The organism is Streptomyces sp. PA03-3a (assembly GCF_033792735.1).
GTDB lineage: Bacteria > Actinomycetota > Actinomycetes > Streptomycetales > Streptomycetaceae > Actinacidiphila.
Map to the genome: position 1 here is coordinate 34705 of NZ_JARAVM010000009.1, position 24775 is coordinate 59479.

22 protein-coding genes are annotated in these 24775 nt (G+C 74.4%); 9 read left to right on the forward strand and 13 right to left on the reverse strand.

Annotated features, from left to right (window positions below):
• Positions 1-12 precede the first annotated feature (12 nt).
• The 9 genes from selB to PV342_RS13200 all read right to left on the reverse strand — a co-directional run bounded on the left by selB (position 13) and on the right by PV342_RS13200 (position 12002).
• Entirely contained in the window at positions 13-1809 is a 1797-nt protein-coding gene (gene selB, locus PV342_RS13160; RefSeq protein ID WP_386994843.1) for a selenocysteine-specific translation elongation factor, read from the reverse strand.
• Between the two features lies 1 nt (position 1810).
• On the reverse strand, positions 1811-3157 hold the full coding sequence (selA, locus tag PV342_RS13165; protein ID WP_400801319.1) for an L-seryl-tRNA(Sec) selenium transferase: 1347 nt from the start codon (positions 3155-3157) through the stop codon (positions 1811-1813).
• Positions 3158-3372: 215 nt separating this feature from the next.
• Positions 3373-4386 (reverse strand): NrfD/PsrC family molybdoenzyme membrane anchor subunit, encoded by a 1014-nt coding sequence (gene nrfD, locus PV342_RS13170; protein WP_400801317.1) that lies wholly within the window; start codon positions 4384-4386, stop codon positions 3373-3375.
• On the reverse strand, positions 4383-5402 hold the full coding sequence (locus PV342_RS13175; RefSeq protein WP_018557917.1) for a 4Fe-4S dicluster domain-containing protein: 1020 nt from the start codon (positions 5400-5402) through the stop codon (positions 4383-4385). The genes nrfD and PV342_RS13175 overlap by 4 nt, the downstream gene beginning before the upstream one ends.
• Entirely contained in the window at positions 5399-8689 is a 3291-nt protein-coding gene (gene fdh, locus PV342_RS13180) for a formate dehydrogenase (RefSeq protein ID WP_500317192.1), read from the reverse strand. The genes PV342_RS13175 and fdh overlap by 4 nt, the downstream gene beginning before the upstream one ends.
• 81 nt (positions 8690-8770) lie before the next feature.
• Positions 8771-9961: a cysteine desulfurase family protein gene (locus PV342_RS13185; protein ID WP_500317194.1), complete on the reverse strand. Its 1191-nt coding sequence runs from the start codon at positions 9959-9961 to the stop codon at positions 8771-8773.
• 61 nt (positions 9962-10022) lie between these two features.
• Positions 10023-10763, reverse strand: a complete 741-nt coding sequence (locus PV342_RS13190) for an SDR family NAD(P)-dependent oxidoreductase (RefSeq protein WP_500317195.1) — start codon at positions 10761-10763, stop codon at positions 10023-10025.
• A gap of 160 nt (positions 10764-10923) precedes the next feature.
• Positions 10924-11595, reverse strand: a complete 672-nt coding sequence (locus PV342_RS13195) for an SDR family NAD(P)-dependent oxidoreductase (RefSeq protein ID WP_400801309.1) — start codon at positions 11593-11595, stop codon at positions 10924-10926.
• Positions 11596-11624: 29 nt separating this feature from the next.
• On the reverse strand, positions 11625-12002 hold the full coding sequence (locus tag PV342_RS13200) for a DUF2255 family protein (RefSeq protein ID WP_018557911.1): 378 nt from the start codon (positions 12000-12002) through the stop codon (positions 11625-11627).
• 349 nt (positions 12003-12351) lie between these two features.
• On the opposite strand from PV342_RS13200, the gene PV342_RS13205 reads away from it, so the two are divergent.
• From PV342_RS13205 to PV342_RS13230, 6 genes are all read left to right on the forward strand, one after another.
• Positions 12352-13500: a PP2C family protein-serine/threonine phosphatase gene (locus tag PV342_RS13205; protein WP_400801307.1), complete on the forward strand. Its 1149-nt coding sequence runs from the start codon at positions 12352-12354 to the stop codon at positions 13498-13500.
• Positions 13501-13543: 43 nt separating this feature from the next.
• Positions 13544-13903, forward strand: coding sequence for a DUF6204 family protein (locus PV342_RS13210; protein ID WP_500317197.1), 360 nt, complete (start codon positions 13544-13546; stop codon positions 13901-13903).
• A gap of 89 nt (positions 13904-13992) precedes the next feature.
• Positions 13993-14202, forward strand: a complete 210-nt coding sequence (locus tag PV342_RS13215) for an HTH domain-containing protein (protein WP_018557908.1) — start codon at positions 13993-13995, stop codon at positions 14200-14202.
• Between the two features lie 2 nt (positions 14203-14204).
• A complete protein-coding gene (locus PV342_RS13220) occupies positions 14205-14777 on the forward strand; it encodes a Clp protease N-terminal domain-containing protein (RefSeq protein ID WP_500317199.1) in 573 nt (190 codons plus the stop codon).
• Positions 14778-14885: 108 nt separating this feature from the next.
• Positions 14886-15413: a GNAT family N-acetyltransferase gene (locus tag PV342_RS13225; RefSeq protein ID WP_018557906.1), complete on the forward strand. Its 528-nt coding sequence runs from the start codon at positions 14886-14888 to the stop codon at positions 15411-15413.
• A gap of 114 nt (positions 15414-15527) precedes the next feature.
• A complete protein-coding gene (locus PV342_RS13230; RefSeq protein ID WP_400801300.1) occupies positions 15528-15800 on the forward strand; it encodes a UBP-type zinc finger domain-containing protein in 273 nt (90 codons plus the stop codon).
• A 57-nt stretch (positions 15801-15857) separates the two neighbouring features.
• Here PV342_RS13230 and PV342_RS13235 read toward each other — a convergent pair whose 3' ends face one another.
• Both PV342_RS13235 and PV342_RS13240 read right to left on the reverse strand, forming a co-directional pair.
• Positions 15858-17435 (reverse strand): Na+/H+ antiporter, encoded by a 1578-nt coding sequence (locus PV342_RS13235; RefSeq protein ID WP_391580750.1) that lies wholly within the window; start codon positions 17433-17435, stop codon positions 15858-15860.
• A 697-nt stretch (positions 17436-18132) separates the two neighbouring features.
• Positions 18133-19041: an NUDIX hydrolase gene (locus PV342_RS13240; protein ID WP_400801298.1), complete on the reverse strand. Its 909-nt coding sequence runs from the start codon at positions 19039-19041 to the stop codon at positions 18133-18135.
• 201 nt (positions 19042-19242) lie between these two features.
• Here PV342_RS13240 and PV342_RS13245 point away from each other — a divergent pair, with 201 nt between their 5' ends.
• Positions 19243-20166, forward strand: coding sequence for an SAM-dependent methyltransferase (locus PV342_RS13245; protein WP_361004028.1), 924 nt, complete (start codon positions 19243-19245; stop codon positions 20164-20166).
• A gap of 54 nt (positions 20167-20220) precedes the next feature.
• Here the strand turns inward: PV342_RS13245 and PV342_RS13250 are convergent, their stop codons facing one another.
• Positions 20221-21948 carry an ArnT family glycosyltransferase gene (locus PV342_RS13250; protein ID WP_500317202.1) on the reverse strand — a complete coding sequence of 576 codons (1728 nt, stop codon included), beginning with the start codon at positions 21946-21948 and terminating at the stop codon, positions 20221-20223.
• A gap of 156 nt (positions 21949-22104) precedes the next feature.
• Here PV342_RS13250 and hemC point away from each other — a divergent pair, with 156 nt between their 5' ends.
• Both hemC and PV342_RS13260 read left to right on the forward strand, forming a co-directional pair.
• A complete protein-coding gene (gene hemC / locus PV342_RS13255) occupies positions 22105-23040 on the forward strand; it encodes a hydroxymethylbilane synthase (protein ID WP_361004031.1) in 936 nt (311 codons plus the stop codon).
• A 106-nt stretch (positions 23041-23146) separates the two neighbouring features.
• The gene (locus tag PV342_RS13260; protein WP_329190099.1) at positions 23147-23821 is read left to right on the forward strand and encodes a ThuA domain-containing protein; all 675 of its coding nucleotides are present in this window, start codon (positions 23147-23149) and stop codon (positions 23819-23821) included.
• A 21-nt stretch (positions 23822-23842) separates the two neighbouring features.
• Here the strand turns inward: PV342_RS13260 and lexA are convergent, their stop codons facing one another.
• A complete protein-coding gene (gene lexA / locus PV342_RS13265; protein WP_078619785.1) occupies positions 23843-24541 on the reverse strand; it encodes a transcriptional repressor LexA in 699 nt (232 codons plus the stop codon).
• Positions 24542-24775 lie beyond the last annotated feature (234 nt).

Sequence of the window (24775 nt, forward strand, 5' to 3'; positions counted from 1 at the left end):
CGCCTCCGTGTCTCACCGCGCATCGCGCCCGTCCTCCGCCCCGGGGGACTCCGCGCAGCGCCGCCGGGCACCGTCCAGGCGTACGGTGCGGCCCTGCCGGTCGAGGTGCTCCAGCAGCGGGATGACGACCCGCCGGGTGGTGTCCAGCGCCCGGCGCGCCTCGCTCGCGGTGAACGGCTGACCGAGCCGCGCCAGTACGGCCGCCGCCCGTGCGTCCGCGCCCGGCAGCAGCACGATGCCCTCGCCGATCCTGAGCAGCGCTCCCGCCGCGTCGGCCGCGGCGAGGAGCCTGGGGGTCAGCCCGAGCCGTTCGAGCCGTTCGGCCTCCGGCGCGCGGAACGGCGTCCGTGCCAGGTCGGCCCGCACCGCGTCGACGGCGGCCCGCGCCGCTGGCGGCAGCGTCGGGCGCGCGTGGCTCCCGTACAGCCGGCCGCCGCCCTGCCGAAGGCCCGGCGCGGCCCCGGCGAGCGCCTCCACCAGGGAGCGGTCCGGCAGGCCGAGCGCCTGGCGGGCCGCCTCCAGGGGCAGACCGGGATCCAGGGGGTTGCGTACGGCGTGCTCCTCGACCGCCTCCCGCAGCCGGTCGCGCAGGGCGGCCCAGTGGTCCGGGTCCGCCAGCCAGTCGCCCGCCACGGGGTCGCCCGGCGGCCGGACGCCCATGGCGAGCAGCTCCGCGCGCCGGGCCAGCTTCCGGCGGCGCAACTCCGCGGCCCCGTCCGCGACTTCGGGGAGGGACCGCAGCTCGCCCGCCCGTGCCGCCGCCGCGCCACGGCGGGTCAGCCGGGGCGGACGCACGTCGAGGACGGTGAGCCCCGCGGGGACGCGGTGCCGCCCCGGATCGCGCAGCAGGGCGGTGTCGGCGACCCGCAGGGGCAGCGCCGAGGCCAGCCGCAGGCGTGCGCTGTCGTCGCCGAGCGGGCGGACCGTCACCGGCACGGCGGCCGAACCGGCGTGCAGCATGAGCTCGCGGGGCAGGTCGCCGGCGGCGTCGCCGCGCAGCCGCACGTCGACGAGATCGGTGGTCAGCCAGCGGTCCGGGGTCAGCAGCGCGTCCCCGCGCCGCAGCGACCCGGCGCCCGGTCCGTGCACATTGACCGCGACGCGGGCCACCGCGCGCGCCTCCTGCCGCGGCTCCTTCAGGCACTCCAGGCCCCGCACTCGCAACAACCGGCCGTCACGTGCGAGCTGGACGTGGTCGCCGACCCGGACGGTGCCGGCGGCCAGCGTCCCGGTGACGACCGTGCCCCGGCCCCGCACCGTGAAGGCGCGGTCGACCCACAGCCGCACGTCCGCCGCCGGGTCGGAGGGCGGGAGCGTGCCAGCCAGCCGTACCAGGGCCGCCCGCAGCCCGTCGAGCCCGGCGCCGGTGACGGGGCTGACGGCCACGCACTCCACATCGCCGAGGGAGGACTCCGCAATGCGGGCCCTCGCCTCCTTCCGCGCCGCGTCGGGGTCAGCCAGGTCACAGCGCGAGACGGCGAGGACACCGTGCCGTACGCCGAGCGCGTCCAGGACGGCGAGGTGCTCCTCGGACTGCGGCTGCCAGCCCTGGTCGGCGGCGACCACGAAGAGCACCGCGGGAACCGGGCCGACACCGGCCAGCATGTTGCCCACGAGGCGCTCGTGGCCGGGCACGTCCACGAAGGCGACGTCCCCGGCGCCGGGGAGCCGCGTCCACACGAACCCGAGGTCCAGAGTCATGCCGCGCCGCCGCTCCTCCGCCCAGCGGTCGGGCTCCATGCCCGTCAGGGCCCGCAGCAGGGCGGACTTGCCGTGGTCGACGTGGCCCGCGGTGGCGACGACGTGCACGTCAGTCCCCCGTCCCGGGGGGCACACCGGCCCGGCGCACGGCCAAGGCCAGCTCCTCGTCCGCCTCCTCCGGCACGGCCCGCAGGTCGAGCAGGCACCGGCCGTCCTCCACGCGGGCCATCACCGCTGGATCGGCCCGCCGCAGCAGGGTGGCGTACGCGGCGGGCAGCGACACGGCGGCGCTGGGCAGGGTGACGCCCGGCGCACCGCCGCCTCCGACGACCGCCAGGGTGTCGCAGGCCCGGCTGTCGAAGCCGTGGGCGCGCAGCTCGGCGGCGAGGCGTTCGGCGCGGTCCCGCAGGCGTGCGGGGTCGGCGTGCAGGGCCGTCCACGTCGGGGTTTCGGGACCGCGTACGGTCGCCTCCAGCGCCGCGAGGGTCAGCTTGTCCACCCGCAGCGCGCGGGCCAGCGGATGGCGGGCCAGCCGCCGCACCATGTCGGCGCGGCCCAGCACGAGCCCGCACTGCGGCCCGCCCAGCAGTTTGTCGCCGCTGGCGGTGACAAGGGACGCCCCGGCACGCAGCCAGGAGGCCGCGTCCGGTTCGTCCGGCAGCACCGGGTCGGGGACGAGCAGCCCCGAACCGATGTCGGCCACCACCGGCACGCCGAGCCGCGCCAGTTCCGCGACGGGCACGTCCCGGGTGAAGCCGGTGATGCGGAAGTTGGAGGGGTGCACTTTCAGGATGAACCCGGTGTCGGGTCCGACGGCCGCGGCGTAGTCCTGTGGCGCGGACCGATTGGTCGTCCCCACCTCGCGGAGCCGGGCGCCGGTGGAGACCAGCAGGTCGGGCAGCCGGAAGCCGTCCCCGATCTCCACCAGCTCACCGCGGCTGACGATGATCTCGCGCCCCTGTGCCAGCGCCGTGGCCGCCAGCACCAGCGCCGCGGCACCGTTGTTGACCACGTGCGCCGCCTCGGCGGCGGGCACCTGCCGCAGCAGCGCCTCCAGCGCGGACCGCCCCCTGCGGGAACGCGCGCCGGTGGCGAGGTCGAGCTCCACGTCCGTCGTTCCGGAGGCGGCGAGCACGGCGTCACGGGCGGCCCGCGACAGCGGGGCCCGGCCGAGGTTGGTGTGCAGCAGCACCCCGGTGGCGTTGAGCACCGGACGCAGCCCGGCCGCGGTCGCCGGGAGCGCCGCGACGGCGAGTTCGGCGAGCCCGTCGACGGGCACCTCCCCGGCACGCGCCCGCTCCTGCACCCCGGCCACCACCTCCTTGACCACGGACCGCCCCAGCCGATCCGCCGCCGCGGCGAGCCGGGGTTCCGCCAGCAGGGCGTCGGTGCGGGGCACGTGCCTGCGTGCGTCGGAGGACGGGGAAGGAGCGGTGGAGGTCTGGTCGCGGTCCATCAGCAGCACCTTCGCTCTGGCCTGGCTGCCGCCAAGGGTACGGCGGCCGCAGCCCGGGGGCGCTCCCGCCACACCGGCCGGTTCCGGGGGGCCCGGTTGTCGTGTGCGGGTTGTTCGCGCCTGCGGCGGGCATCCCCCGCCCTAGGCTGGGTGGGAGGGTGGGGGATGCCGGCCGCAGGCGCAACGTACCCGCAGACGGGGACGCCGCGCCGGGCTCACCCCCCGCCGGAGGCGCCCTCGGCGCGAGCCTGGAGGCGTTCCCGCTGCGGCTTGACCACGTACGCCGGATCCTTCGCGGAGACCACGCCCGCCTCGAAGGTGCCGAAGCGCTGCAGCACGCTGCCGGCGAGGAGGGCGAGGCCGCCCGCGGCCGCCGCGGTGCGGCTGCGGCGGGCGAGGGTCAGGGCGGTCAGCGCGCCGCCGAGGGTGAGGTACTCGGAGGCCCGGCGCAGCCGGTGCGGGCGGCCGGTGGTGTAGGCCTCCGTCACCAGGCCCGGGCGGCGGTCGACGAGCCGGGAGGCGACGATTTCGGCGGCCGCGCCGACCACGCCGAGGCGCCGGGCGGGGCCCGCCTCGGCGACGGGGGCCAGGAGCATGCCCAGGCCCGCGCCGCTGGCCGCCGCCGAGCCGGTGAAGACGAAGGGCAGCTCGCGGCGGGCGTCGTGCCACGCGGGCACGGCCGTCTGCGACAGGAGCGCGGCCGTGTACGAGGCGACGCCGGGCGCGAGGAGCGCCGCCGACAGCCCCGCCGGGCGCGCGGCCGTGCGCAGCAGCCTCCCGGGCAGCGTTCCGCGCACGCCCGCGGGCAGCACCTCGGCCGCGGCCGCCAGCGCGCTGCCGGGCCCGTACGCGACGAGGATCCAGGTGCCCACGGACATGGGCGAACTCGGCTTCGCCACCCGCAGCATGTGGTGGAAGCGTTCCGGCCGCCCAAGGTCCGCGATCAACAGGTACATGCTCACGAGCAGGCCGCCGAAGCCGCCGAGCCGGCCCGCTCGGGCCAGTTCGGGACGCCGCGTCAGGTCCGCGCCCGCCGCGAGCAGGGCGGCACCGGCCGACAGCCCGCCGGTGAACAGATACGCGGGGATCTTCCACTCCCACACCGGCGGCTTGAGCACCGGGCGCCCGTAGTAGGAGCTGAACGTCGCCTTCGGCACCATGGAGCGCTCGCGGCTGCCGTCGTCGTCGCGACCGCCCCGGCCGTGCCGCCCGGCCCCTTCGCGGGTCACCGCCGCGCTCCGCCGAGGAACACCGCGGCCGAGGCCGCCAGCAGCGCCGACGCCGCGACGCCCGCGTGCTTCCACATCGACATCAGGTCGCGGGTCGGCACCACCGGGTCCGGCGGGAAGCCGTACACCTCCGGGTCGTCCAGCAGCAGGAAGAACGCCCCGTCCCCGCCCACCCCGTCCTCCGGGTCGCGGCCGTACAGCTGGGCCTCGGTGACCCCCGCCTCGTGGAGCTGCGCCAGGCGCCGGTCGGCGCGTTCGCGCAGCTCGTCCAGCGGGCCGAACTGAATCGAGTCGGTGGGACAGGCCTTGGCGCAGGCCGGTTCCAGGTCGTCGCGGAGCCGGTCGTAGCACATCGTGCACTTCCAGGCCCGGCCGTCGTCGGGCCGCCGGTCGATGACGCCGTACGGGCAGCCGGACACGCAGTAGCCGCAGCCGTTGCAGATGTCGGGCTGTACGACGACCGTCCCGAACTCCGTGCGGAACAGCGCGCCGGTGGGGCACACGTCGAGGCAGCCCGCGTGTGTGCAGTGCTTGCACACGTCGGAGGACATCAGCCAGCGGAACTCGGTGCGGGCCTCCGCGCCCGTCCCGGCGCCGGGCAGGTCGAAGGAGGGGAAGCCCAGGTCCACCGGAGCGGTGCCCAGGTCGCCGCCGCCCCGCGCGGCGACCTCCAGGGCGTCGGCCACCACCTCGGCCGTCCCTTCCGTGCTGGACGGGCCGACGGGCAGCCCGGCCAGGCCCGCGTCCTGGTGGCCGAGCGGGCGCTGCTGCTCGACGAAGGCCACGTGCCGCCACGAACTCGCGCCCAGCATGCCGGTGTTGTCGAACGACATGCCCAGCAGGTCGATGCCGTCCTCGGGGATGGCGTTCCACTCCTTGCAGGCCACCTCGCACGCCTTGCAGCCGATGCACACGGAGGTGTCGGTGAAGAAGCCCACCCGTTCCGGGTGGTCGCGGTGGCCGGCGTTCCCCGCGGGGTCGGAGAGCGGCCCGTAGAAGCTGTTGTCCTGCGTCATGACGGCTCCTCCGGCCGGTCCGGTTCGATGTGCGCCCGCTCGACGTGGCCGCCCGCCGTCGCTATGCGGGTGCCGGTCTCCGTCGTGATGCCGGCCCGCCTGCGGTAGTCCGCGACGTACTCGAGCAGGGCGGGTCCCCTCGGGCGCCGGCCGGGCCGGACGTCGCAGGTCAGCACCTTGCTCTCCTGGATGAACACGTTCGGGTCGGCGACCACGCCGATGAGGTCGTTGACCACGTCGCCCTTGGTGAGTCCGGTCTGCCCCCAGTGGTACGGCATCCAGACCTGGTGCACGACCCGTCCGTCGACGCGCAGCGGCGCCATCCGGTCGGTCACCACCACGCGCGCGTCGACCGCGGTCCTGCTGGTGACCACGTGGGCCCAGTCCAGGTGCCGCAGCCGCCGCTCGGCGGCCAGCTCGGGAGAGACCTCCACGAACAACTCCGGCTGGAGCTCCGCCAGATAGGGCAGCTGCCGGCTCATCGCGCCCGCCGTGTGGTGCTCGGTCAGCCGCGCCGCGGTGAACACGTACGGGAAGACCTCGGAGTGCGCCTCGGGCGGCGCGGGGTTGGACGGGTTGTCAGGACGCCCGTAGACCTTGCGCACCGGGTTGCCCTGCTGGCCGTAGAGCAGGTTGCGCATCGGCGACTCGTGCGGCTCGTAGTGCGTGGGCAGCGGGCCGTCCGCGAGACCGGCCGGGGCGAACAGCCAGCCCTTCCCGTCGCGCATCATGATGAACGCGTCGTCGCCGTCGAGCGCCTCGATGCCCGACGCCCCTGCCGGGGCCTTGTAGTCCGGCGGCTTGTGCTTCTCGAAGTCGGGGGTGTCGCGGCCGGTCCACTCGCCGGCCTCCGCGTCCCACCAGACCAGCTTCTTCCGCTCGCTCCAGGGCCGCCCCTGCGGGTCGGCGGAGGCGCGGTTGTACAGCACGCGGCGGTTGAGCGGCCATGTCCAGCCCCACTCCGCGTCGTACGGACCGGTCTCGAAGCGGGAGGTGCGGCGGCGGGACTGGTTGGTCTCGTTCGCGTAGACCCCGCTGTAGATCCAGCAGCCGCAGATCGTCGAGCCGTCCGCCTTCAGGTCGAGGTAGCCGTCGACGGTCCGGCCGGTGCGCAGGTCGATGCCGTTGATGTGGCGCAGCACGTCCGACGGGGACGGCTCGTCGCCCTCGGTCTCGTAGTCCCATGCGAGGTCCAGCAGCGGGCGGTCGCGCTCGTCCGTCGAACCGGCCAGCCTCTCCTTCAGCCGCACGCCGAGCTGGTGGAAGAACCACAGCTCCGAGCGCTGGTCCCCGGACGGCTCGACGGCCTGGTCGCGCCACTGGAGCATGCGCTGCGTCTGCGTGAAGGTGCCGGCCTTCTCCACGTGCGAGGCGGCCGGGAAGAAGAACACCTCGGTGCGGCAGCGCTCGGTGACGATCTCCCCGGTCTCGATCTCCGGCGCGTCCTTCCAGAACGTGGCGCTCTCGATCATGGCGAGGTCGCGGACGACCAGCCAGTCGAGGTTCGCCATGCCCAGGCGCTGCAGCCGTCCGTGGGCGGACCCGACCGCGGGGTTCTGCCCGAGCAGGAAGTAGCCGAAGACCTTGCCGTCGACCATGTCCATCACGGTGCGGTAGGTGCCGTGGTCACCGTTGATCCGGGGCAGGTAGTCGAAGCAGTAGTCGTTCTCCGCCGTCGCGGCGTCGCCCCAGTACTCCTTGAGCAGCGACACCATGTAGGCGTCGGCGGCGCCCCAGAAGCCCTTCTGCCCCCGGCCGCGCACCCCGTCCAGGTAGGTGGTCAGGTCCTCGTGCGTGACGTCGGGCATCGGGAGGTAGCCCGGCAGCAGGTTGAACAGCGTGGGGACGTCCGTGGAGCCCTGGATGCTGGCGTGGCCGCGCAACGCGAAGATCCCGCCGCCCGGGCGGCCGATGTTGCCCAGCAGCAGTTGGACGATCGACCCGGCCCGGATGAACTGGGCGCCCACCGAGTGCTGCGTCCAGCCGACGCTGTACACCAGCGCGGTGGTGCGCTCCCGGCCGGAGTTCTCCGTCCAGGCCCGGCACACCTGCTGGAACAGCTCCTGCGGCACCCCGCAGATGCGCTCCACCATCTCGGGCGTGTAGCGGGAGAAGTGCCGCTTGAGCACCTGGAACACGCATCGCGGGTGCTCCAGGGTGGGGTCGGACTCGATGCCGCCCGCGGCGCCCTCGATGAACGGGCCGCCCGCGCCGTGCTGGAACGGGGCGGACACCTCCTTGTGGCGGTGGCCCGGCTGCGCCTCCGCCGGGACGCTCGCGTACGACCAGCTCGACGCGTCGTAGGAAGCGGTGTGCGGGTCGTAGCCGCTGAACAGCCCGTCCAGGTCCTCGGTGTCCTGGTAGTCCTCGCTCAGCAGGTAGGGCGCGTTGGTGTACGCCTCCACGTACTCCCGGAAGTGCAGGCCGTGCGTGAGGACGTGGTTGATCACGCCGCCGAGGAAGGCGATGTCGGTGCCGGCCCGGATGGTGACGTGCTGGTCCGCGAGCGCGCTGGTGCGCGTGAACCGCGGGTCGATGTGGAAGACCTTGGCGCCGCGCGCCTTGGCCTCCATGACCCACTGGAACCCGACCGGATGGGCCTCGGCCATGTTGGAGCCCATGATGACGATGCAGTCGGAGTTGATCAGGTCCTGCTGGTAGTCCGTGGCGCCGCCACGTCCGAACGAGGCTCCCAGACCGGGAACCGTGGCGGAGTGTCAAATACGGGCCTGGTTCTCGATCTGCAGGGCGCCGAGTGCGGTGAACAACTTCTTGATGAGGTAGTTCTCCTCGTTGTCCAGCGTCGCCCCGCCGAGACTGGCCAGGCCCATGGTGCGGCGCAGGGTCTTCCCGTCCGCGTCGGTGTCCTGCCAGCCCTTGCGCCGTGCGTCGAGCACCCGGTCGGCGACCATGTCCATGGCCGTGTCCAGGTCGAGTTCCTGCCAGGCGGTGCCGTACGGCGGGCGGTAGAGCACCCGCTGCTCCCGCTGCGGACCGGTGACCAGCTGCTTGCTGGCCGAGCCCTTCGGGCACAGCCGGCCGCGCGAGATCGGGCTGTCCGGGTCGCCCTCGATCTGGACGACCTTCTCGTCCTTGACGAAGACGCGCTGCGCGCAGCCCACGGCGCAGTAGGGACACACCGAGCCGGCCACCCGGTCGGCGCTCTCCGTACGGGCTCCCAGCCCGGCCGAGCGGGCCGACTGAGCGGCCGCGCCCCGCCCCAGCGGGTCCGTCCCGGTGAGCTGCCGGAACACCGGCCAGGCGTCGAGCCACCGTTTCATGCCCATCCGCCTGCTCCTTCGTGCGGTGGTCCCCACCTCCTTCCGACGCTACCGGGCGGGGAGCCGCCCGCAAGTCCGGCGGAGGCCTCAGCCGGCGGAGCCGGAGCGCGCGGTGAGCGCGCCCGCGGCGGCGGCGAGCACCCCCGCCGCCCGGTCGACCTCGTCCCCTGTCGTCCAGCGCCCGACCGACAGCCGTACGGCGGACAGGGCGCGGTCGTCCGACAGGCCCATCGCCCGCAGCACCGGCGAGGGCGCCCGGCCGCCGGCGTGGCAGGCGGACCCGGTGGAGGCCGCGATCCGGGGCACCGCGGCGAGCAGCTCGTGGCCCGGGACGCCGTCGATGCGGACGTTCAGCGTGGTGGGCAGGCGGTGGCGGACGGACCCGTTGAGGTGGACCCGGCCGGGCAGCGCCCGGGCCAGGCCCCGGTGCAGGCGGTCGCGGAGCGCTGCCGCGCGCTCCGCGGCGCCGTCGGCGAGTTCCGCGGCGGCCAGCTCGGCGGCGACGCCCAAGGCCACCGCGAAAGCGACGTTCTCGGTGCCGGCCCGCAGTCCGCCCTCCTGCCCGCCCCCGTACACCTGGGGCTCCAGACGGAGGCCCGGGCGCACGTACAGGGCGGCGATCCCTTTCGGCGCGTACATCTTGTGTCCCACCACCGTCAGCAGGTCCACGCCCAGACCCTCCACGTCCAGCGGGACCTTCCCGGCGGCCTGGGCGGCGTCGCAGTGGAACAGCGCGCCCCGGTCGCGGGCGATCCGGGCGAGCTCCGCGACGGGCTGCAGCGTGCCGGTCTCGTTGTTGGCGGCCATGACGGAGACCAGCACGGTCCGCGGGCTCAGGGCCCCGGCCAGCACGGCCGGGTCGAGGCGCCCCTCCCGGTCCACCGGCAGACACGTCACCCGCACCCCGTGCAGCCGCCGCAGCGCGCGGCAGGTCTCCAGCACCGCCGGGTGCTCGGTGACCTGGGTGATCACCTCGGGACGGTCGGCATCCGCGGCGAGCACCGCGCCGCGCAGCGCGAGGTTGTCCGCCTCGGACCCCGATCCGGTGAACACGATCCCCTCGGCCGTCGCCCCGATCAGCGCGGCGACCCGGGCGCGGGCCCGCGCGAGCGCCGCGGCCGGCTCGGCGGCCCAGGCGTGGCCGCTGGAGGGGTTGCCGAACCCGGTGGTGAGCCAGGGCCCCATGGCCTCCGCCACCCGCGGGTCGACGGGTGTGGTGGCGTTGTGATCCAGGTAGACGGTGTCCTCGTCGAGGCCGGGATGCGGCGGCACCTTCATCGGGGGTGGGTCCCTTCGGGTCCGGAGGGGGCGTGGGCGGCGCGCCGGGCGGTCGCCGCCGTCAGCCGATCGCCTGCTGACCGCCGTACGCGCCGAGGACGGTGCCGGTGACGTATCCCGCGCGCTCCGAGGCGAGGAAGACGATCGCCTCGACGATCTCGTCGAGTTCGCCGACCCGGTGAAGGACCGTGCTGTGCGCGACGGCCGCCAGTGTGTCCTCGCCCATCTCCACGGTGCCGGGAGTGCGGACCGGCCCCGACGCCACGGCGTTCACCCGTACCCCGCGGGCCCCGAACTCGTCCGCCCAGACACGTGTCATGATCTCCAGCGCCGCCTTGGACGCCCCGTAGACGGCGGCCCCGCGCGCGGGGATGCTCGCCGCCAGGGTGCTCAGGTTGACGATCGCCCCGCGGCCGCGCTCCGCCATGCCCGGGGCGAGGGCGCCGACCAGCAGCATGGGCGCACGGGCGTTGACGGCCATGTGGAGGTCGAACATCTCGGCCGTGGAATCGGCGGCGGCCGCGAAGCGGTAGACGCCCGCGTTGTTGACGAGCACGTCCACCGCGCCCGCCGCCGCGGCCAGGCGCAGCACGTCGCCGGGGTCGGACAGGTCGGCGGCGACGAACCGCGCCCGCCCGCCCGCGGCGCCCGCCTCCGCGACGACCTCCGCGCCGCGCTCGGGGTCCCGCCCGTGGACGACGACGTCGGCGCCCAGCGCGGCCAGCCGCAGCGCGACGCCGCGCCCGATGCCGGCGGTGCCGCCGGTGACGAGGGCGGTGGATCCGGAGAACTCCTGGGTCACGGCTGGCTCCTCGGGGTGGCGTCGCGATCGGCGGACCCGTCACCGCCGGTGTCCGCGCTGGTTGTCTACCTCACGTACCGTCACCGCCCGGGTCGGCTCGCCGCCGGGGCGGCCGTTCGGGGCGGTCGCGCCCGGCGGTTCCGCGGCGGCCGTGCCGTCCTCACGCCTCGCCCTCCAGCACGCCCGCGAAGTGCCGGAACCCCGTCCGGTCCCTGTGCAACGCCCACAGGGCGCCCGCCAGCGTGGCGGGATCGTTGCGGGGGTGCCCCGGTCTGATGACCCCGGGGACGACCAGCTGCGCGACGTGGATGTCCTCGCAGGCCAGCGTGTCGTGCAGCATCCGTGCGTAGGCGCTCTCCGCCGCGTACGCCACCGAGGTCCCGGCGCGGGCGGGCAGCGGCCGCACCGCGCTGCCGCCGTTGACGAAGAGGATCGTGCCGCGGCCCAGGAAGCGCATGTCGGGCAGCACCGCATGGACGGCGGTGACCGCGCCGTACAGGGAGAACTCCAAGGGCCCCGCGAAGTCGGCCGGGGTGGTATCCAGGAGGGGCCTCATGAAGTCGGCGGGCGGGGCCGGACTGTACTGCAGCACCTCGATCGGCCCGAGCGCGGCCGCGGCGGCGTCCAGCGCGGCGCCGAGCGCCGGCGGCTCGCGGACGTCGGCCGCGAAGCCCCGAGCGGTCACGCCGTCCTTGTCCAGGGCGGCGGCCAGGGTGTCCAGACGGTCCTGGTCCCGGGCGACGAGCGCGACGTCGAAGCCGTCGCTGCCGAACTGGCGCGCCACGGCGGCGCCCAGCCCCCGCCCCGCACCGACGATGACCATGGTCGTCATGTCTGTCCCGTGCTCCGTTGTGCCGGCGCTCAGCGCGGTACGAGCTTGAGCGTCGCGGCGCGCGCGGTCCCGGCCACCATGGGCTCCACGTACTCCGCGCTGTAGCGGCCGTACTTGCCGCGGTAGGCGGCGTCGAGCCGCTCGTTGACGGCCGGGTCGTCGACCTCCACGAAGGTGACGTCCCGCTCGACCCCGCCGGCGCTGATCCGGCCCTCGTGCCGGGCCTGCGCGGCGCGGAACCAGGTGCCGCCGCGCCCGCGGTAGGCCCGTACGTAGAGGTCGGCACCGTCGCGGACCACCCAGATCGTGGTCGGCGGGTCGAGGGTGCCGGGGTCGCGCCGGGGCGCGATGGAGAGCTCGTCGGCACTCTCGATGCGGTCCAGTTCGTCCATCGTCCACGTCGTCATCGGCGCGACTCCTCGGCGGTGTCGGGAACCAGTTCCGTGCTTCCTGGCGCAATGATCGACAACTTCGGCCCCGGGCTGAAGCCCTGTGGGCCAGACGGGTTCACCACCCCGCCGGCCCACCGGCCGGGGCCGGCCGCGCCGGCGGGGCGGGGGAGCACCTGACGTCCGGGCAGACCGCCGCGGCGGGCCGGTCACCGGAACGGGACAGCGGCGGCAGGACCGCCCCGTGGCCCACGCCGGCCGGGCCTCCCACCGGGCGGTTCACTCCGGGGGAGGGCCTGCGGTGGCCGCGGAGCGGTTCGCCGGGGGAGCCTGAAGGGATCGCCAGCGGCAGAGACCGGGAGGGTGCGTGGGGAGGGCCGACGAAGGGGGCCTCTGCGGTCCGGCCGAGGTGGCCTGGTACATCAGGTTGCTCCCGGTCGTGGTCCTCGTCGGCGGCTTCCTCGTCGACATGCTCAACCCGACGCAGTACACGAGCGCCGCCTTCTACTCGGTCGCGCCGGTGCTCGCGGCGCCGCTGCTGTCGCTGCAGGGGACGATGGTGGTCGGACTCGTGGCGATCACCGCGGACGCGGCGGTCCTGGCCCACTTCGGCCGCCTGCGGGGGCTGAGCGGGATGAGCGAGCTGCTGACGGTCTCGCTGGTCGCCGTGGTCGCGGTGTTCATCAACCGGCTGCTGCAGGTGCGCGAGTCCCGGTTGCGCTCCGCCCGCTCGGTCACCGCGACCGTGCAGCGTGCGGTGCTCCCCGAACCGCCCGCGCGCGTGGGCGACCTGAGGATCGCCGCGTGCTATGAGGCCGCGGAGGCGGAGGCCGAGATCGGCGGGGACCTGTACGCGGTCCAGGACACGCCGTACGGGCTGCGCTGCGTCGTCGGGGACGTGCGGGGCAAGGGCCTGGACGCCGTGGAGGCGGCGACCCTGGTCCTGGGGACCTTCCGGATGGCGGCCGACGAGCGGGCGACCCTTTCGGACGTGGCGGGGCAGATGCACCAGGCCCTGCGGCGGGAGCTGAGGCGGCGCGATGACGGCGAACGGCTGGAGTGGTTCGCCACCGCGGTGCTGGCCGAGTTCCCGCACGGCGGCGAGCACGTCCGCCTGGTGAACCTCGGCCATCCGGCGCCGCTGCTGCTGCGGGGCGGACAGGTGCGCGCCGTCGAGCCGTCGGAGTACGGGCTGCTCCTGGTGGAGGGGCTGGGGGAGGCCGTGGGGGAGGGGGACGCGGTGGTGGACACGGTGCCGTTCCCGCCGGGTTCGACGCTGCTGCTGTGCACCGACGGCGTCACCGAGGCCCGTGACGCGCGGGGCCGCTTCTACGACCCGCAGGCCCGGCTGGCCGGAGTGCAGCGCGACAGTCCGGCCGGCTTGCTGGAGGCGCTGCTCGCGGACGTGCACCGGCACACGGGCGGCCCGACGGACGACGACATGGCACTCCTGGCGGTGATGCGCGACGACCGGTTTCTGTCGCCGGGCTCCCGTCCACGTCGCCGGGCCTCGTGAAATGCGGTGGAGCGGGTAGGAACCCGCTGCCTAGAGTCGGCGGATGAGCACACGCACCTTCCGCGTCACCGTCCGCGGCGTCTTCGACGGACTCACCGCCGAGCAGCGCTCGGAACTCCGCTCCCGCGCACCGGAACACGACGTCCTGCGCGCGGCCTTCACCCCCGAGGGCCACCTCACCTACGACATCGCGGCACGCCCCGCCTTCACCTTCCGCTTCCTCGACTCCGGGGAGGCGGAGGAGGACATCCTCGAGGCGACCGAACGTGCCGAGGAGGCGGCCAGGGCGTGGCTGGCAGAGCGCGGCTACGGCCACAAGAACCTCAGGTCCCAGGCCGAGGACCTCTCCCAGGCACCGCTGGGGAAGAGGCAGCGCCGTGCCGCCGCGCGAGGAGACGCCTGACACTTCGCCCCTGACACATCGCCTCTGACCCCACCGCCGCTGTCAACTCGGGTTGACACCCCCATGTGTGTCAACGTAAATTGACAGGCATGACCGAGGCAACCGATCTCGCCGAGCGGGCGGGTGACCGCGACCCGAGGGTCGGGCTGCGGGCCGTCGCCGCGCTGCGGCGGCTGCTGGAGCAGCTGGAGACCGTACAAGTCAGGAGCGCGCGGGCGCAGGGGTGGTCGTGGCAGGAGATCGCCCACGAACTCGGCGTCAGCAGGCAGGCCGTGCACAAGAAGTACGGGAGGCATTGAGGATGTTCGAGAAGTTCACCAAGAGCGCGCGGGGGGTCGTCGAGGGCGCGGTCGGGCACGCCGAGCGAGCGGGCGACCCGGCGGTCACCGAGGACCTCCTGCTGCTGTCACTGCTCGACCGGGAGGGCACCCGGGCCTCCGCGGCCCTGGCCGCGCTGGGCGTCGACCGGCGCCGCGCGGCGCTGGAGGAGGCGCTGGACGAGACCCGCCGGCGCGGCGGCGTGTCGCGGGGCGATGCCGAGGCGCTGGCCGGCCTCGGCATCGACGTCGCCGAGATCGTCGCCCGTGTCGAGGACGCCCACGGCGCCGGCGCCCTCGCCACCGGACGCGGGCCCCGCCGGTGGCGGCCGGCGGGGCGGCGTCCGTTCACCCGCGGGGCCAAGGGCGTCCTGGAGCGTTCCCTGCGGGCCGCCGTGGCCCGGGGTGACCGCCACATCGGGGACGAGCACATCCTGCTCGCCCTCGCCGTCGGCCCCGGCGTGGTCGCGGACGTCCTCGCCGAGCACGGCGCCTCGTGGGCCGACGTCGAGCGCGTGCTCGCGGCGGAGGGCGAGGGCAGGGCCGAGGCGAGCTGAACGCGCGGCCCGCGGAGGGCAATCCGGTTGATCGTGCGACGGCGGCCGTGCTAATTCTGGCGGGTTTCCGTGACGACGATCATGCCGACCCGAAGGGGGGGCCGCCCCATGGTGCCCGGACGACTGGTGACCCTGCGCCCGATGGAGCCATCGGACGCCGAGGCGCTGTGGCGCTGGAACCACGACCCCGAGGTCATGCGCTGGATGGACGACGGCTACGCCCAGCCCCTCGCGCAGGTGAGGAAGCGCATGGAGGAGCGGCCCCGCAACGCCTACGGCGACGTGCTCCACGGGATCGAGGTGCGGGAGGACGGACGGCTCATCGGCCTCGTCCGGCTGCGCGACGCCGAGCCCGAGACCGGGTGCGCCGAACTCGACATCTACCTCGGCGAGAAGGAGTACTGGGGCCGCGGCTATGCCACGGACGCCATGCGCACGATGTGCCGCTACGGCTTCGAGAAGATGCGCCTGCACAAGATCTCGCTCACCGTCGTGACCGAGAACGAGGCGGCGCACCACGTCTACCGGAAGGTCGGCTTCGTCGAAGAGGGCCGGCTGCGTCAGGTCTTCCGGCGCGACGGCCGGTGGTACGACATGTTCACCATGGGCCTCCTGGAGGGCGAACTCCGCGACTGAGCCGCGGCCCCCGCGCCTGGACGCCCCGGGACGACGTTGATCGCGCGCGGCGCGGGGTTGACGTAGCCTGGGGCCTCCATCGGCAGTGATCCGCAGACGGCACAGGGGGCCGGCGTGACGACAGCAACATGTCCCGATCTCGAGCAGGCCCCGGCCGACGTCGCCGCCACGCCGCCGGACGACGGCTGCGCCGACTGCCTGGCCGCCGGACACCACGACTGGGTCCATCTGCGGCTGTGCCTCACCTGCGGCCACATCGGCTGCTGCGACAGCTCCCCGGGCCGGCACGCCACCGCGCACTACGAGGCCACCGGCCACCCCGTGATCCGCTCGTACCAGCCGGGCGAGGCCTGGCGCTGGTGCTTCGTCCACGAGTCCATGGGCTGAGGCCAGGATCTTGCGGCCAGGGTCGTGAGGGCAGGGCCCTGAGGCCGAGGCCCACCGCTACTCGCGCTGCAGCGCCGCCTCCTCCAGGTCCAGTTCGCGCATGACGTGGCGCAGCACCTCGTCGTCGATGAGCCGTTCGTCGCGGAAGCGCACGAACTCCTGCCGTTCGGCGTCCAGCATCGCGCGGCGCAGCCGCCGGTAGGCCACGCTCGGCGGTTCCGCGCCGCCGCCGGTCGGGCCGCCCAGCCGTTCCCACGCGGCGTTGCGGCGGGCCTCCGCGGTCTGCCGGAGGGTCTCCAGCACGGCCTGGTGGGAGCCCTGGTTCCCGGCCAGTTCCTCCAGGCGCGCCAGTGCCGCACGGGCGGCGCTGTGCTGGGCGTTCGCCTCGGCCAGAGCGTCCTCGTACGCTTCCTTGTTGCAGATGCCGAGCCGCCGGATGAGCGGCGGTAGCGTCATGCCGTGCAGCAGCAGCGTGCCGACCGTGACGAAGAAGGTCAGGAACAGGATCTCGTCGCGGCCGGGGAACGGCGCGCCGCTGTCGGTGGTCTCCGGCACCGCGAAGGCGGCGGCCAGCGAGACCACGCCGCGCATGCCCGCCCAGGAGAGCACCACCGGGTACTGCCAGGGGGGATACGGGTCGCGTGCCCGGATCCGCGGGAACATCAGCCGTGGCAGGTACGTCCCGGGGTAGACCCACACGACGCGCGCGACCACGGTCACCGCCGTCAGCGCGGCACCGGCCGCGACCAGTCGCGCCACGCCCGTGTCGACGGTGTCGACGATGCCCCGCACCTGCAGGCCGATCAGGGCGAAGACGAGGGCTTCCAGCACCGTGTCGAGGGCGCTCCACACCGCGTACACCTGCAGCCGGGAGGTCGCCTCCGTGTCGGGGGAGCGGTGCCCCAGGTACAGGCCGGCCACGACCACGGCCAGTACCCCCGAGGTGTGCGCCTCCTCGCCGGCGAGATAGGCGAGGAACGGCACGAGCAGCCCGAGCGCGCTGGCCAGGTCACCGGGCAGGAAGCGGTGGCCGATGCGGGCCAGCCAGCCGATCGCCAGGCCGATCAGCGAGCCCCCGACCGCCGCCATCAGGAAGACCCCCACGCCCTGCAGCAGGGTGTAGCCGGCGCCGGCCACGGACGCGATGGCCACGCGGTAGGCCGTCAGCCCGGTGGCGTCGTTCACCAGGCTCTCGCCGCCGAGTACGGTCAGCAGGCGGCGCGGCAGCCCCAGCCGGCGCCCGATGGAGGTCGCCGCCACCGCGTCGGGCGGCGACAGCACCGCGCCGAGCACCAGCGCCGAGCCCAGCGGCAGCCCCGGAACCAGCCAGAACGCCGCGTAGCCGATCACGACGGTGGTGAACAGCACCAGCCCCACGGCCAGCAGACCGATGGGGCGCAGATTGTCCCGGAAGCGCAGGTAGGAACTCTCCCGCGCCGAGGAGTACAGCAGCGGGGGCAGGACCAGCACCATCACCAGTTCGGGCTCGATGGCGTAGGCGGGGATCCCCGGCACGAAGGACGCGCACAGGCCGACGGCGACCAGCAGCAGCGGGGGAGACACCCCCAGACGCCGGGCGACGGCGGTGACGAGCACCGCACCGACCATGAGCGTGACCAGTGCCAGCCCCTCCACGGACGTCCCCTCCAGCCCCTGTGGCGGCGCACGCCGCACGTGTGGCACGACTGTACTGGTGGGGCGGGCGGATCAGCCCCCGGCGGTGGCGGCGGGCCCGGGCACGGCCTCGGGGAGGCCGATGAACATCGTTCGGTGCAGGGTCTGCACGTGCTTCTGGGCGACCGCGGCCGCTGCCGCGCGGTCCCCTTGGCGCAGGGCGCGGACCAGGGCCGGTCCCCCGGGCCCAGGTGGGCACGGGCGCCGTCCAGGTGCCGGTCCAGCCTGCGCACGGCAGGTTGCCCTTCGCCCGCGGAAGGAGTGCGGGGCGGCGTGCTGCCGTGGACGGCGGCGGCGAGCGCGCCGATGCGGACGAAGACGGCTCGTTCCTCCTCCGGGGTGCGGAGCACACCGTCGCCGAGGGGGCGGCCGGGGACGGCGGTGACGACGACCGCCGGCAGCCGTTCGTCGGCCGCGACCAGACGCGGTGCGGCATCTCCCAGGGCAGGCACCCACGTCCGGTAGGCGGTCACCTCACGGCCGTGGAAGCGGTCGTTCTGGTGGACCTTGACGTACCTGACGAGGCCGTCCGCACCGTCGGCCCGCCACACCCGGCTGCCCTCACGGGGCCAGGACGCGTCCGTCCAGCGCGCGATCGGGCCGACCGCGCGCTCCGCGAAGCGGCGCACCGCGGAGCCCGGGCCGCCCGGTGCGGAGTTCACGCCCAACCCGACTCGGTGTAGGCGCGGCCCGCCCGGATGCCCTCGATCGCGGCCCGGGTGTACGGCACGAGGCGTTCGGGGAGGGCGTCCGGGTGCCACCAGCGCCAGGACAGGCACTTGTCGGGCTCACGGACCACCGGTTCGCCCTGCCAGCGACGTACCCGGAAGACCAGTTGCATCCGGGGCCGGCCGCCCGCCGCGTCCAGGAGGTGCACGGCGTGCGCGAACTCTGCGTCCTGCGGGCTGATCCGCAGGCCCGCCTCCTCGTCCGCCTCCCGGACCAGGCACGCCACGGCGCTCTCCCGTTCGCAGTGCCCGGCCGGGAAGTGCCACTCACCGCCGGCGAATGCGGAGTCGGGGTGGCGCAGCCCCAGCAGGACCTCGCCGGCGGGGTTCTCCAGGTACAGGTGCGCGCCGACGATGTGCAGCTCGCTCCGGCCGCCCGCCGCCGCGCCGGCGCCGGGCGCGGCGGCCGGGCCGGCGTGCCGGCGGACGAGCTCCAAGGTCGAGTGGCCCAACCGGAGCCGCGGCATGACCTCGGGCCGGAACCACCGGAGCATGACGCCTCCGGTGAGTTCCAGGGCGTCCGGGTCGCCGTTCCAGCGGGCGGTGAACACCTGGACCGGGAGGAGCGACCCTCCCTGGTCGTGGACGAGTTCCACCGCGAAGGCGCGCAGCGCCGGCAGGTCGAGCCCCGCCTCCTCGCGCAGTTCACGGCGGGCCGTCGCCTCCAGGGACACGTCGTGCGGTTCACGGCCGCCGCCGGGCAGCGACCATGTGCCGGGGTTCCGGATGCCGGGACCGCGGTCCCGCAGGTGCAGGAGGTACTCGCCGCGGTCGTTGTGGACGAGCACCGAGGCGTTGCGGGGTTCTGCGGCCGGTTCAGCGGCGTGGACCGAGGTCAAGCGAGCCTCCAGGGCGGTTCCGGGGACGTGCGGTCACCAGGTCAACGATCGGATACGTCCGACGGCAGGCCCGTTCCGGCCTTTCTGCGCGCACCCCCGCGGACCGCTGGGACAAGTCCGTGGGGGTGGCACCAACTCGCCGTTTCACCAGCTAAGTTGTGTGCAGATCAGATCGCGTATTCGAGTCCCCAGGGGATGGCCATGACCAGCGGCAGCGAAGCTCCCAACGACTACGACTCCGCCGAGCAGCTCCGCAGGCGGATCGACACCACCAAGGCGCATCCGGCGCGCGTCTACGACGTCTTCCTCGGCGGCAAGGACAACTACCCCGTCGACCGCGAGGCGGCCGCGGCCGCGCTGGCCGCCAATCCCCGCGGCTACCTGGACGTGCGGCACAACCGGGACTTCCTGCGCCGCGCGGTGAATCACATCGCGGGCGAGACCGGCATCCGCCAGTTCCTCGACATCGGCACAGGGCTGCCCACGCAGGAGAACGTGCACCAGATCGCCCAGCGCATCGTTCCCGACGCGCGCGTGGTGTACGTCGACAACGACCCGGTCGTCCTGGCTCACGCGCGGGCGCTGCTGACCAGCGGACCGAAGGGCCGGACCGACTACATCGACGCGGACCTGCACGACCCCGCCGCGATCCTGCGCGCGGCGGCCGGCACACTGGACCTCACCGAGCCCGTCGCGCTCGTGCTCGTCGCCGTCCTGCACTTCGTCGAGGACGACGAGGCCTACGGCATCGTCAAGCACCTCGTCGACGCGCTGCCCTCGGGAAGCCACCTCGTGCTCAGCCACCTCACCTCCGACCTCAACGCGGAGCAGATCGCCAAGGTCGCCAAGACCTACAAGGACCGCGGTTTCTCCTTCGTGCTCCGCGAGCACGCCGAGGTGCTGCGGTTCGTCACGGACAACGGCCTGGAGATCGTGGAGCCCGGCCTCGTCCCCGTGCACCACTGGCGCCCGGACGACGCCGACGACACCCTCGCCGCCCATGCCGACGCCTCCCCGGAGTTCGTCGAGGGCCTCGAGGACATCGACAAGATCCGCTACCGGAGCATCACCGACGTCACCGACGCGGACATCAACGTCTACGCCGTGGTGGCGCGCAAGCCCTGACGCCGCGGCGCCCGGCGCCGCCTTCCCGGAAGCGGAGGGGGGCGGCGCCGCGCGTCAGCCGCGGCGGTAGATCGTGATCGAGTGCCCCACCTCGTCGATCGGCTCGCTGCCGGCGATGAGTTCGGCCAGCCGGCCCTCTGCCTTGGCGACCGAGGAGTCCGACACCACGAGCAGCCCGTGCACCCGGTCCTCGGGTACCTTGCGCGGGTCGGCGGCGTCGATGCCGTAGTGGGCGGGGACTCCGCTGCCCTTGTAGACCAGCCACACCCGCTCCCCGGGATAGCTCTCGCGGAGCCGGTCGGCGAGAAGGCCCAGGTCCTGGCCCCAGTCGACGTTGGAGTCGTGCAGGCGCAGATGGGTCTTCGACGTGCCGCCGAAGGCCTCGTTGGAGTACTGCAGGTAGTACGGGAAGGTCCGCAGCGAACTGACGGCGACGAAGGCGACGAGCGCCGCCGCCGCCGCGTCCGCCCACCGGCGCCGCAGGGCGGTGACGCAGGCCGCCGCGACCGCCCCGAACACCGGCAGGAAGACCACGTAGCGGACGCCGAAGTCCCGCGATCCGGTCATGGCGGCCGCCGTCAGCACGGCAGCGGGGACGAGCAGATACGGCGCGGCGGCGCGCAGCCGGGGAACGGCGAGCAGCGCGGCCGTGCCGGCGAGCCACAGGGCGAGCATGCCGAGCGGGGTCTTCACCAGCACCGCGGCGGGCAGGTAGTACCAGAGCGCCCCGCTGTAGTGGCGGCCGAAGAGGAAGCCCTCGAACGTCGAGTCCTCGAAACCGAACTGGACCGCCATCCCGTCCGCGTACGCCCGGGGGAGCGGGAGGGCGTCCACGGCCAGGGCCCGCAGGCCGTGCAGGTCCGGCAGGGTGTCCGGCGCCGTCCAGCGCAGCCGCGGGTCGACGGCCAGGTAGGCCGCCCACACCACGGCGACGGCGACGAGCCCGACCGTGCCCGCCGCGACGGCGGCGCGCCGCAGCGACCGTGCGGTGGCGGGCCGCTCCGCGCCCCGCCCGTCCGCGTGCCGCCCGTCCGCGTGCCGTACCGACAGCGCGGCCAGGAGCAGCAGGACCGGCACCGCGGGGAGCGCGCTCATCCGCGTGGCGAGCGCCGCGCCCAACGCCGCCCCGGCGAGCGGCAGATGGAGCCGGGGACGCTCGCGGGCCCGCCACAGCGCCCACACCGACGTCAGCAGGAAACCGGCGGCCGGGACGTCGAGGGTGGCGAGCGAGCCGTGCGCGATCACGTCCGGGGAGAACGCGTACAGGGCGAGCGCGAGCAGCCCCCCGGGGGGCCCGGTGAGATCGCGCGCGAACGCGAGCACCACCAGTCCGAACAGCAGCGTCAGCGCGATCATCGGCAGCCGGGCCGCCAGCATCAGGCGCCAGGGGTCGTTGCCGGACTCGTACAGGACGCTGCGCCCGAGCTCCGTCTGGTCGCCCTCGAAGGCCGGGTCGAGGCGCGGGTGGGCGAAGGCCAGGCCGCCGGCGATGACCAGCTTCCCGAGCGGCGGGTGTTCGGGGTTGAACCGCAGGCTGTGCTCCCGCAGATAGACCGTCGCGGTGCCCACGTACACCGGCTCGTCGATGGTGGGCGTCTGCCGGACGGCCGTCGTGACCATCGCGAACGCCATCTGCGCGAGGAGCGCCAGCACGGCCAGGACGTAGAGGGTGCGGCGGTGCCGCGCGGGAACCGGGAAGCGGCGCACCGGCACCGTGACGACGGCGGCGGGGGTCGCCGGATCGGGGGACACCGCGGCGGGCGAGGGCCGTTCCTGCGTCATGGTGCGCTTACCCCGTCGCGTGTCCCTGTGGCGCCACGTCCCCGCGCCGGCGCCCTGCGGGTGGGCGCCGCGGCACAGACTAGCCCCGCCGTCGCCCCCGCGCGTGGGGTTGGGGCTGTTGCGCGGGACGCGTGCGGGACGCCGTACCGTGGGCTCATGGCAGTCCCCGAGCTGATCCGCATCGTCTCCCGCTCCTCCCCGATGGCGCTGGCCCAGGTCGAGCGCGTCCGCGCGGAACTGGCCGCGCTCCACCCCGGCATCCGGACCGAGGTCGTGCCCGTCACCACGTCCGGTGACCGCTGGATGGGCGACCTCGCCCGGCTCGGCGGCAAGGGCGCGTTCACCAAGGAGGTGGACGCCGCACTCCTGGAGGGCCGGGCCGACCTGGCCGTTCACTGCGTCAAGGACGTCCCCGCCGACCGTCCGCTGCCCGCCGGTACGGTCTTCGCCGCGTTCCTGAAGCGGGACGACATCCGTGACGCGCTGGTGCACCCCGGCGGGCTCACGCTCGACCGGCTCCCTCCCGGCACGCGCATCGGCACCTCGTCCGTGCGCCGCATCGCGCAGATCATGGCCTCGCACCCGCACCTGACCTGCGTCCCCATGCGGGGCAATGCCAACCGGCGGCTGGAGAAGCTCGCGGCGGGCGACGCGGACGCGCTGCTCCTGGCCGTGTCGGGGCTGGAGCGCATCGGCAGGACCGACGTCATCAGCGAGGTGCTGCCGGTGGAGACGATGATCCCGCCGATCGGTGCCGGCGTCCTGGCCCTGCAGTGCCGGGAGGGCGACGCCGACACGATCGACGTCGTGAGCGACCTCGGCGACCCGGCCGCGCACCGGGAGACCACGGCCGAGCGGATGTTCCTGCACGTCCTTCAGGGCCACTGCAACAGCCCGATCGCCGGCTACGCCCGCGCCGAACGCGACGGCAGGCTCTCGCTGCGGGCCCGGGTCTTCTCACCGGACGGCAAGACCGTCCTCGACGCCCACGAGTGGGCCGGCCCCTTGGACCCCGCCACCCTCGGGACGTCGGTCGCGGTGGCACTGCTGCGGCAGGGTGCCCGCGAGCTGATCGACAGCATCGGGCACTGACGGGACCCGGGGCGGCTCTTGACCCCGCGGCGGTGCCGGGGAGACTGGTGGGCGCCGCCGGCCGACGACTGCCGGCCGCCGTCCGTCACCGCCCTGGGAGAGCCGATTGTCCCGCCGCCACCCCCGCGTGCTCGTCTGCACCCGTACCACCGCCTACCGACACGACTCGATCCCCGACGGGGTCAGAGCCCTCACCGAACTCGGCGAGGAGCACGGTATCCGGGTGGACGTCACCGAACGGCCCGAGGACTTCGAGGGGACGCGCCTTCGCCCGTACGACGCCGTGGTGTTCCTCTCCACCAGCGGGGAGGTGCTCGGCGACGCGGGCCGGGCCGCCCTCGCGGCGCACCACGCGGACGGCGCGGGGTTCATGGGCGTGCACGCCGCGGCCTGCACCGAGTACGACTGGCCGTACTACGGGGAGCTGCTGGGCGCCCGCTTCACCGGGCATCCGCCCCTGCAGAAGGGCACGGTCCTGGTCGAGGACGCCGCCCATCCGGCCACCGCGCACCTGGGCGGGGCCTGGAAGGTCACCGACGAGTGGTACGACTTCGACCGCAGCCCCCGCCCCGGGGTGCGGGTCCTGGCCTCCGCCGACGAGTCCTCGTACACGGGTGGCTCGATGGGCGCCGACCATCCGCTGGTCTGGTGCCACGAGTACGGCGGAGGGCCCGTCTTCTACACGGCGCTGGGACACTCCGCGGAGGCCTACCAGGACGCCGCTTTCCGGGCCCACCTGCTGGGCGGGCTCCGGTCGGTGCTGCCCGGGGCGGCGGACTGAGCGGGGCCTTCGTGCCCGCGCTCAGAGGCGCCGCAGCACGGCGACCACCTTGCCCAGGATGACCGCCTCCTCGCCGGGGATCGGGTCGTAGGCCGGGTTGTGCGGCATGAGCCAGACCCGGTCGCCCTCGTGCTTGAGCCGCTTGACGGTGGCCTCGCCGTCGATCATCGCGGCCACGATGTCGCCGTGGTCGGCCGCGTCCTGACTGCGCACCGTGACCCAGTCGCCGTCGCAGATCGCGACACCCGTCATGGAGTCGCCGACCACCTTGAGGGCGAACAGCTCGCCGGCGCCGACGATCTGCCGGGGGAGCACGAAGACCTCGTCGACCTGCTCCTCGGCGAGGATCGGCGTACCGGCCGCGATGCGGCCGATCACCGGCACCCGCGCGGACGGCGAGGCGCTGACGGGCTGCGCGCCCGGCTCGGCGTCGTGCTGCGAGGGCCAGGAGCACCGCACGCGGTAGGCGCGCGGGCGGTGCGGATCCTGTTCGATGACGCCCTTGCGCTGCAGCACCGCCAGTTGGTGCGCGACCGAGGAGGTGCTGGCCAGGCCCACGGCCTCACCGATCTCGCGCATCGAGGGCGGGAATCCGCGGTTCTCCACCGAGCTCAGGATCGCCTCGACGATGCGGGTCTGACGGTTGGTCAGCCCGTCCGGGCCGGGATTGTCCGAGCCCTGCGGGCGCCCACGGCGCACTGTCGTAGTGGTGGGCTCCATGCCCCGTCCCTCCCTGTGCGGATCTCGCTGCGATACGTAACGTTACCCTGCTCCAGGACGCTTTTGGAACGCGTGTGCGAAATTCCGTGAAGATCCGTGCGCACGCCGCGCGGAACGGGCGGGGATCGCGCGCTGATTTCGCTGTCACAAACCGAGCGGCCGCCCGGTCGACCATTGGGGGTCGTGTGTTCGGGGGGCCGGAGCGGAATGGGGCGGGAATCGGACCGGAATGCG

Coding starts and splice junctions, on each gene's coding strand:
- hemC (WP_361004031.1), top strand. CDS start 22,105: ATGGCAGTCCCCGAGCTGATCCGCATCGTCTCCCGCTCCTCCCCGATG.
- PV342_RS13215 (WP_018557908.1), top strand. CDS start 13,993: ATGACCGAGGCAACCGATCTCGCCGAGCGGGCGGGTGACCGCGACCCG.
- PV342_RS13225 (WP_018557906.1), top strand. CDS start 14,886: ATGGTGCCCGGACGACTGGTGACCCTGCGCCCGATGGAGCCATCGGAC.
- selA (WP_400801319.1), bottom strand. CDS start 3,157: ATGGACCGCGACCAGACCTCCACCGCTCCTTCCCCGTCCTCCGACGCA.
- PV342_RS13195 (WP_400801309.1), bottom strand. CDS start 11,595: ATGACGACCATGGTCATCGTCGGTGCGGGGCGGGGGCTGGGCGCCGCC.
- PV342_RS13175 (WP_018557917.1), bottom strand. CDS start 5,402: ATGACGCAGGACAACAGCTTCTACGGGCCGCTCTCCGACCCCGCGGGG.
- PV342_RS13210 (WP_500317197.1), top strand. CDS start 13,544: ATGAGCACACGCACCTTCCGCGTCACCGTCCGCGGCGTCTTCGACGGA.
- lexA (WP_078619785.1), bottom strand. CDS start 24,541: ATGGAGCCCACCACTACGACAGTGCGCCGTGGGCGCCCGCAGGGCTCG.
- PV342_RS13185 (WP_500317194.1), bottom strand. CDS start 9,961: ATGAAGGTGCCGCCGCATCCCGGCCTCGACGAGGACACCGTCTACCTG.
- PV342_RS13245 (WP_361004028.1), top strand. CDS start 19,243: ATGACCAGCGGCAGCGAAGCTCCCAACGACTACGACTCCGCCGAGCAG.
- PV342_RS13200 (WP_018557911.1), bottom strand. CDS start 12,002: ATGACGACGTGGACGATGGACGAACTGGACCGCATCGAGAGTGCCGAC.
- PV342_RS13220 (WP_500317199.1), top strand. CDS start 14,205: ATGTTCGAGAAGTTCACCAAGAGCGCGCGGGGGGTCGTCGAGGGCGCG.
- PV342_RS13250 (WP_500317202.1), bottom strand. CDS start 21,948: ATGACGCAGGAACGGCCCTCGCCCGCCGCGGTGTCCCCCGATCCGGCG.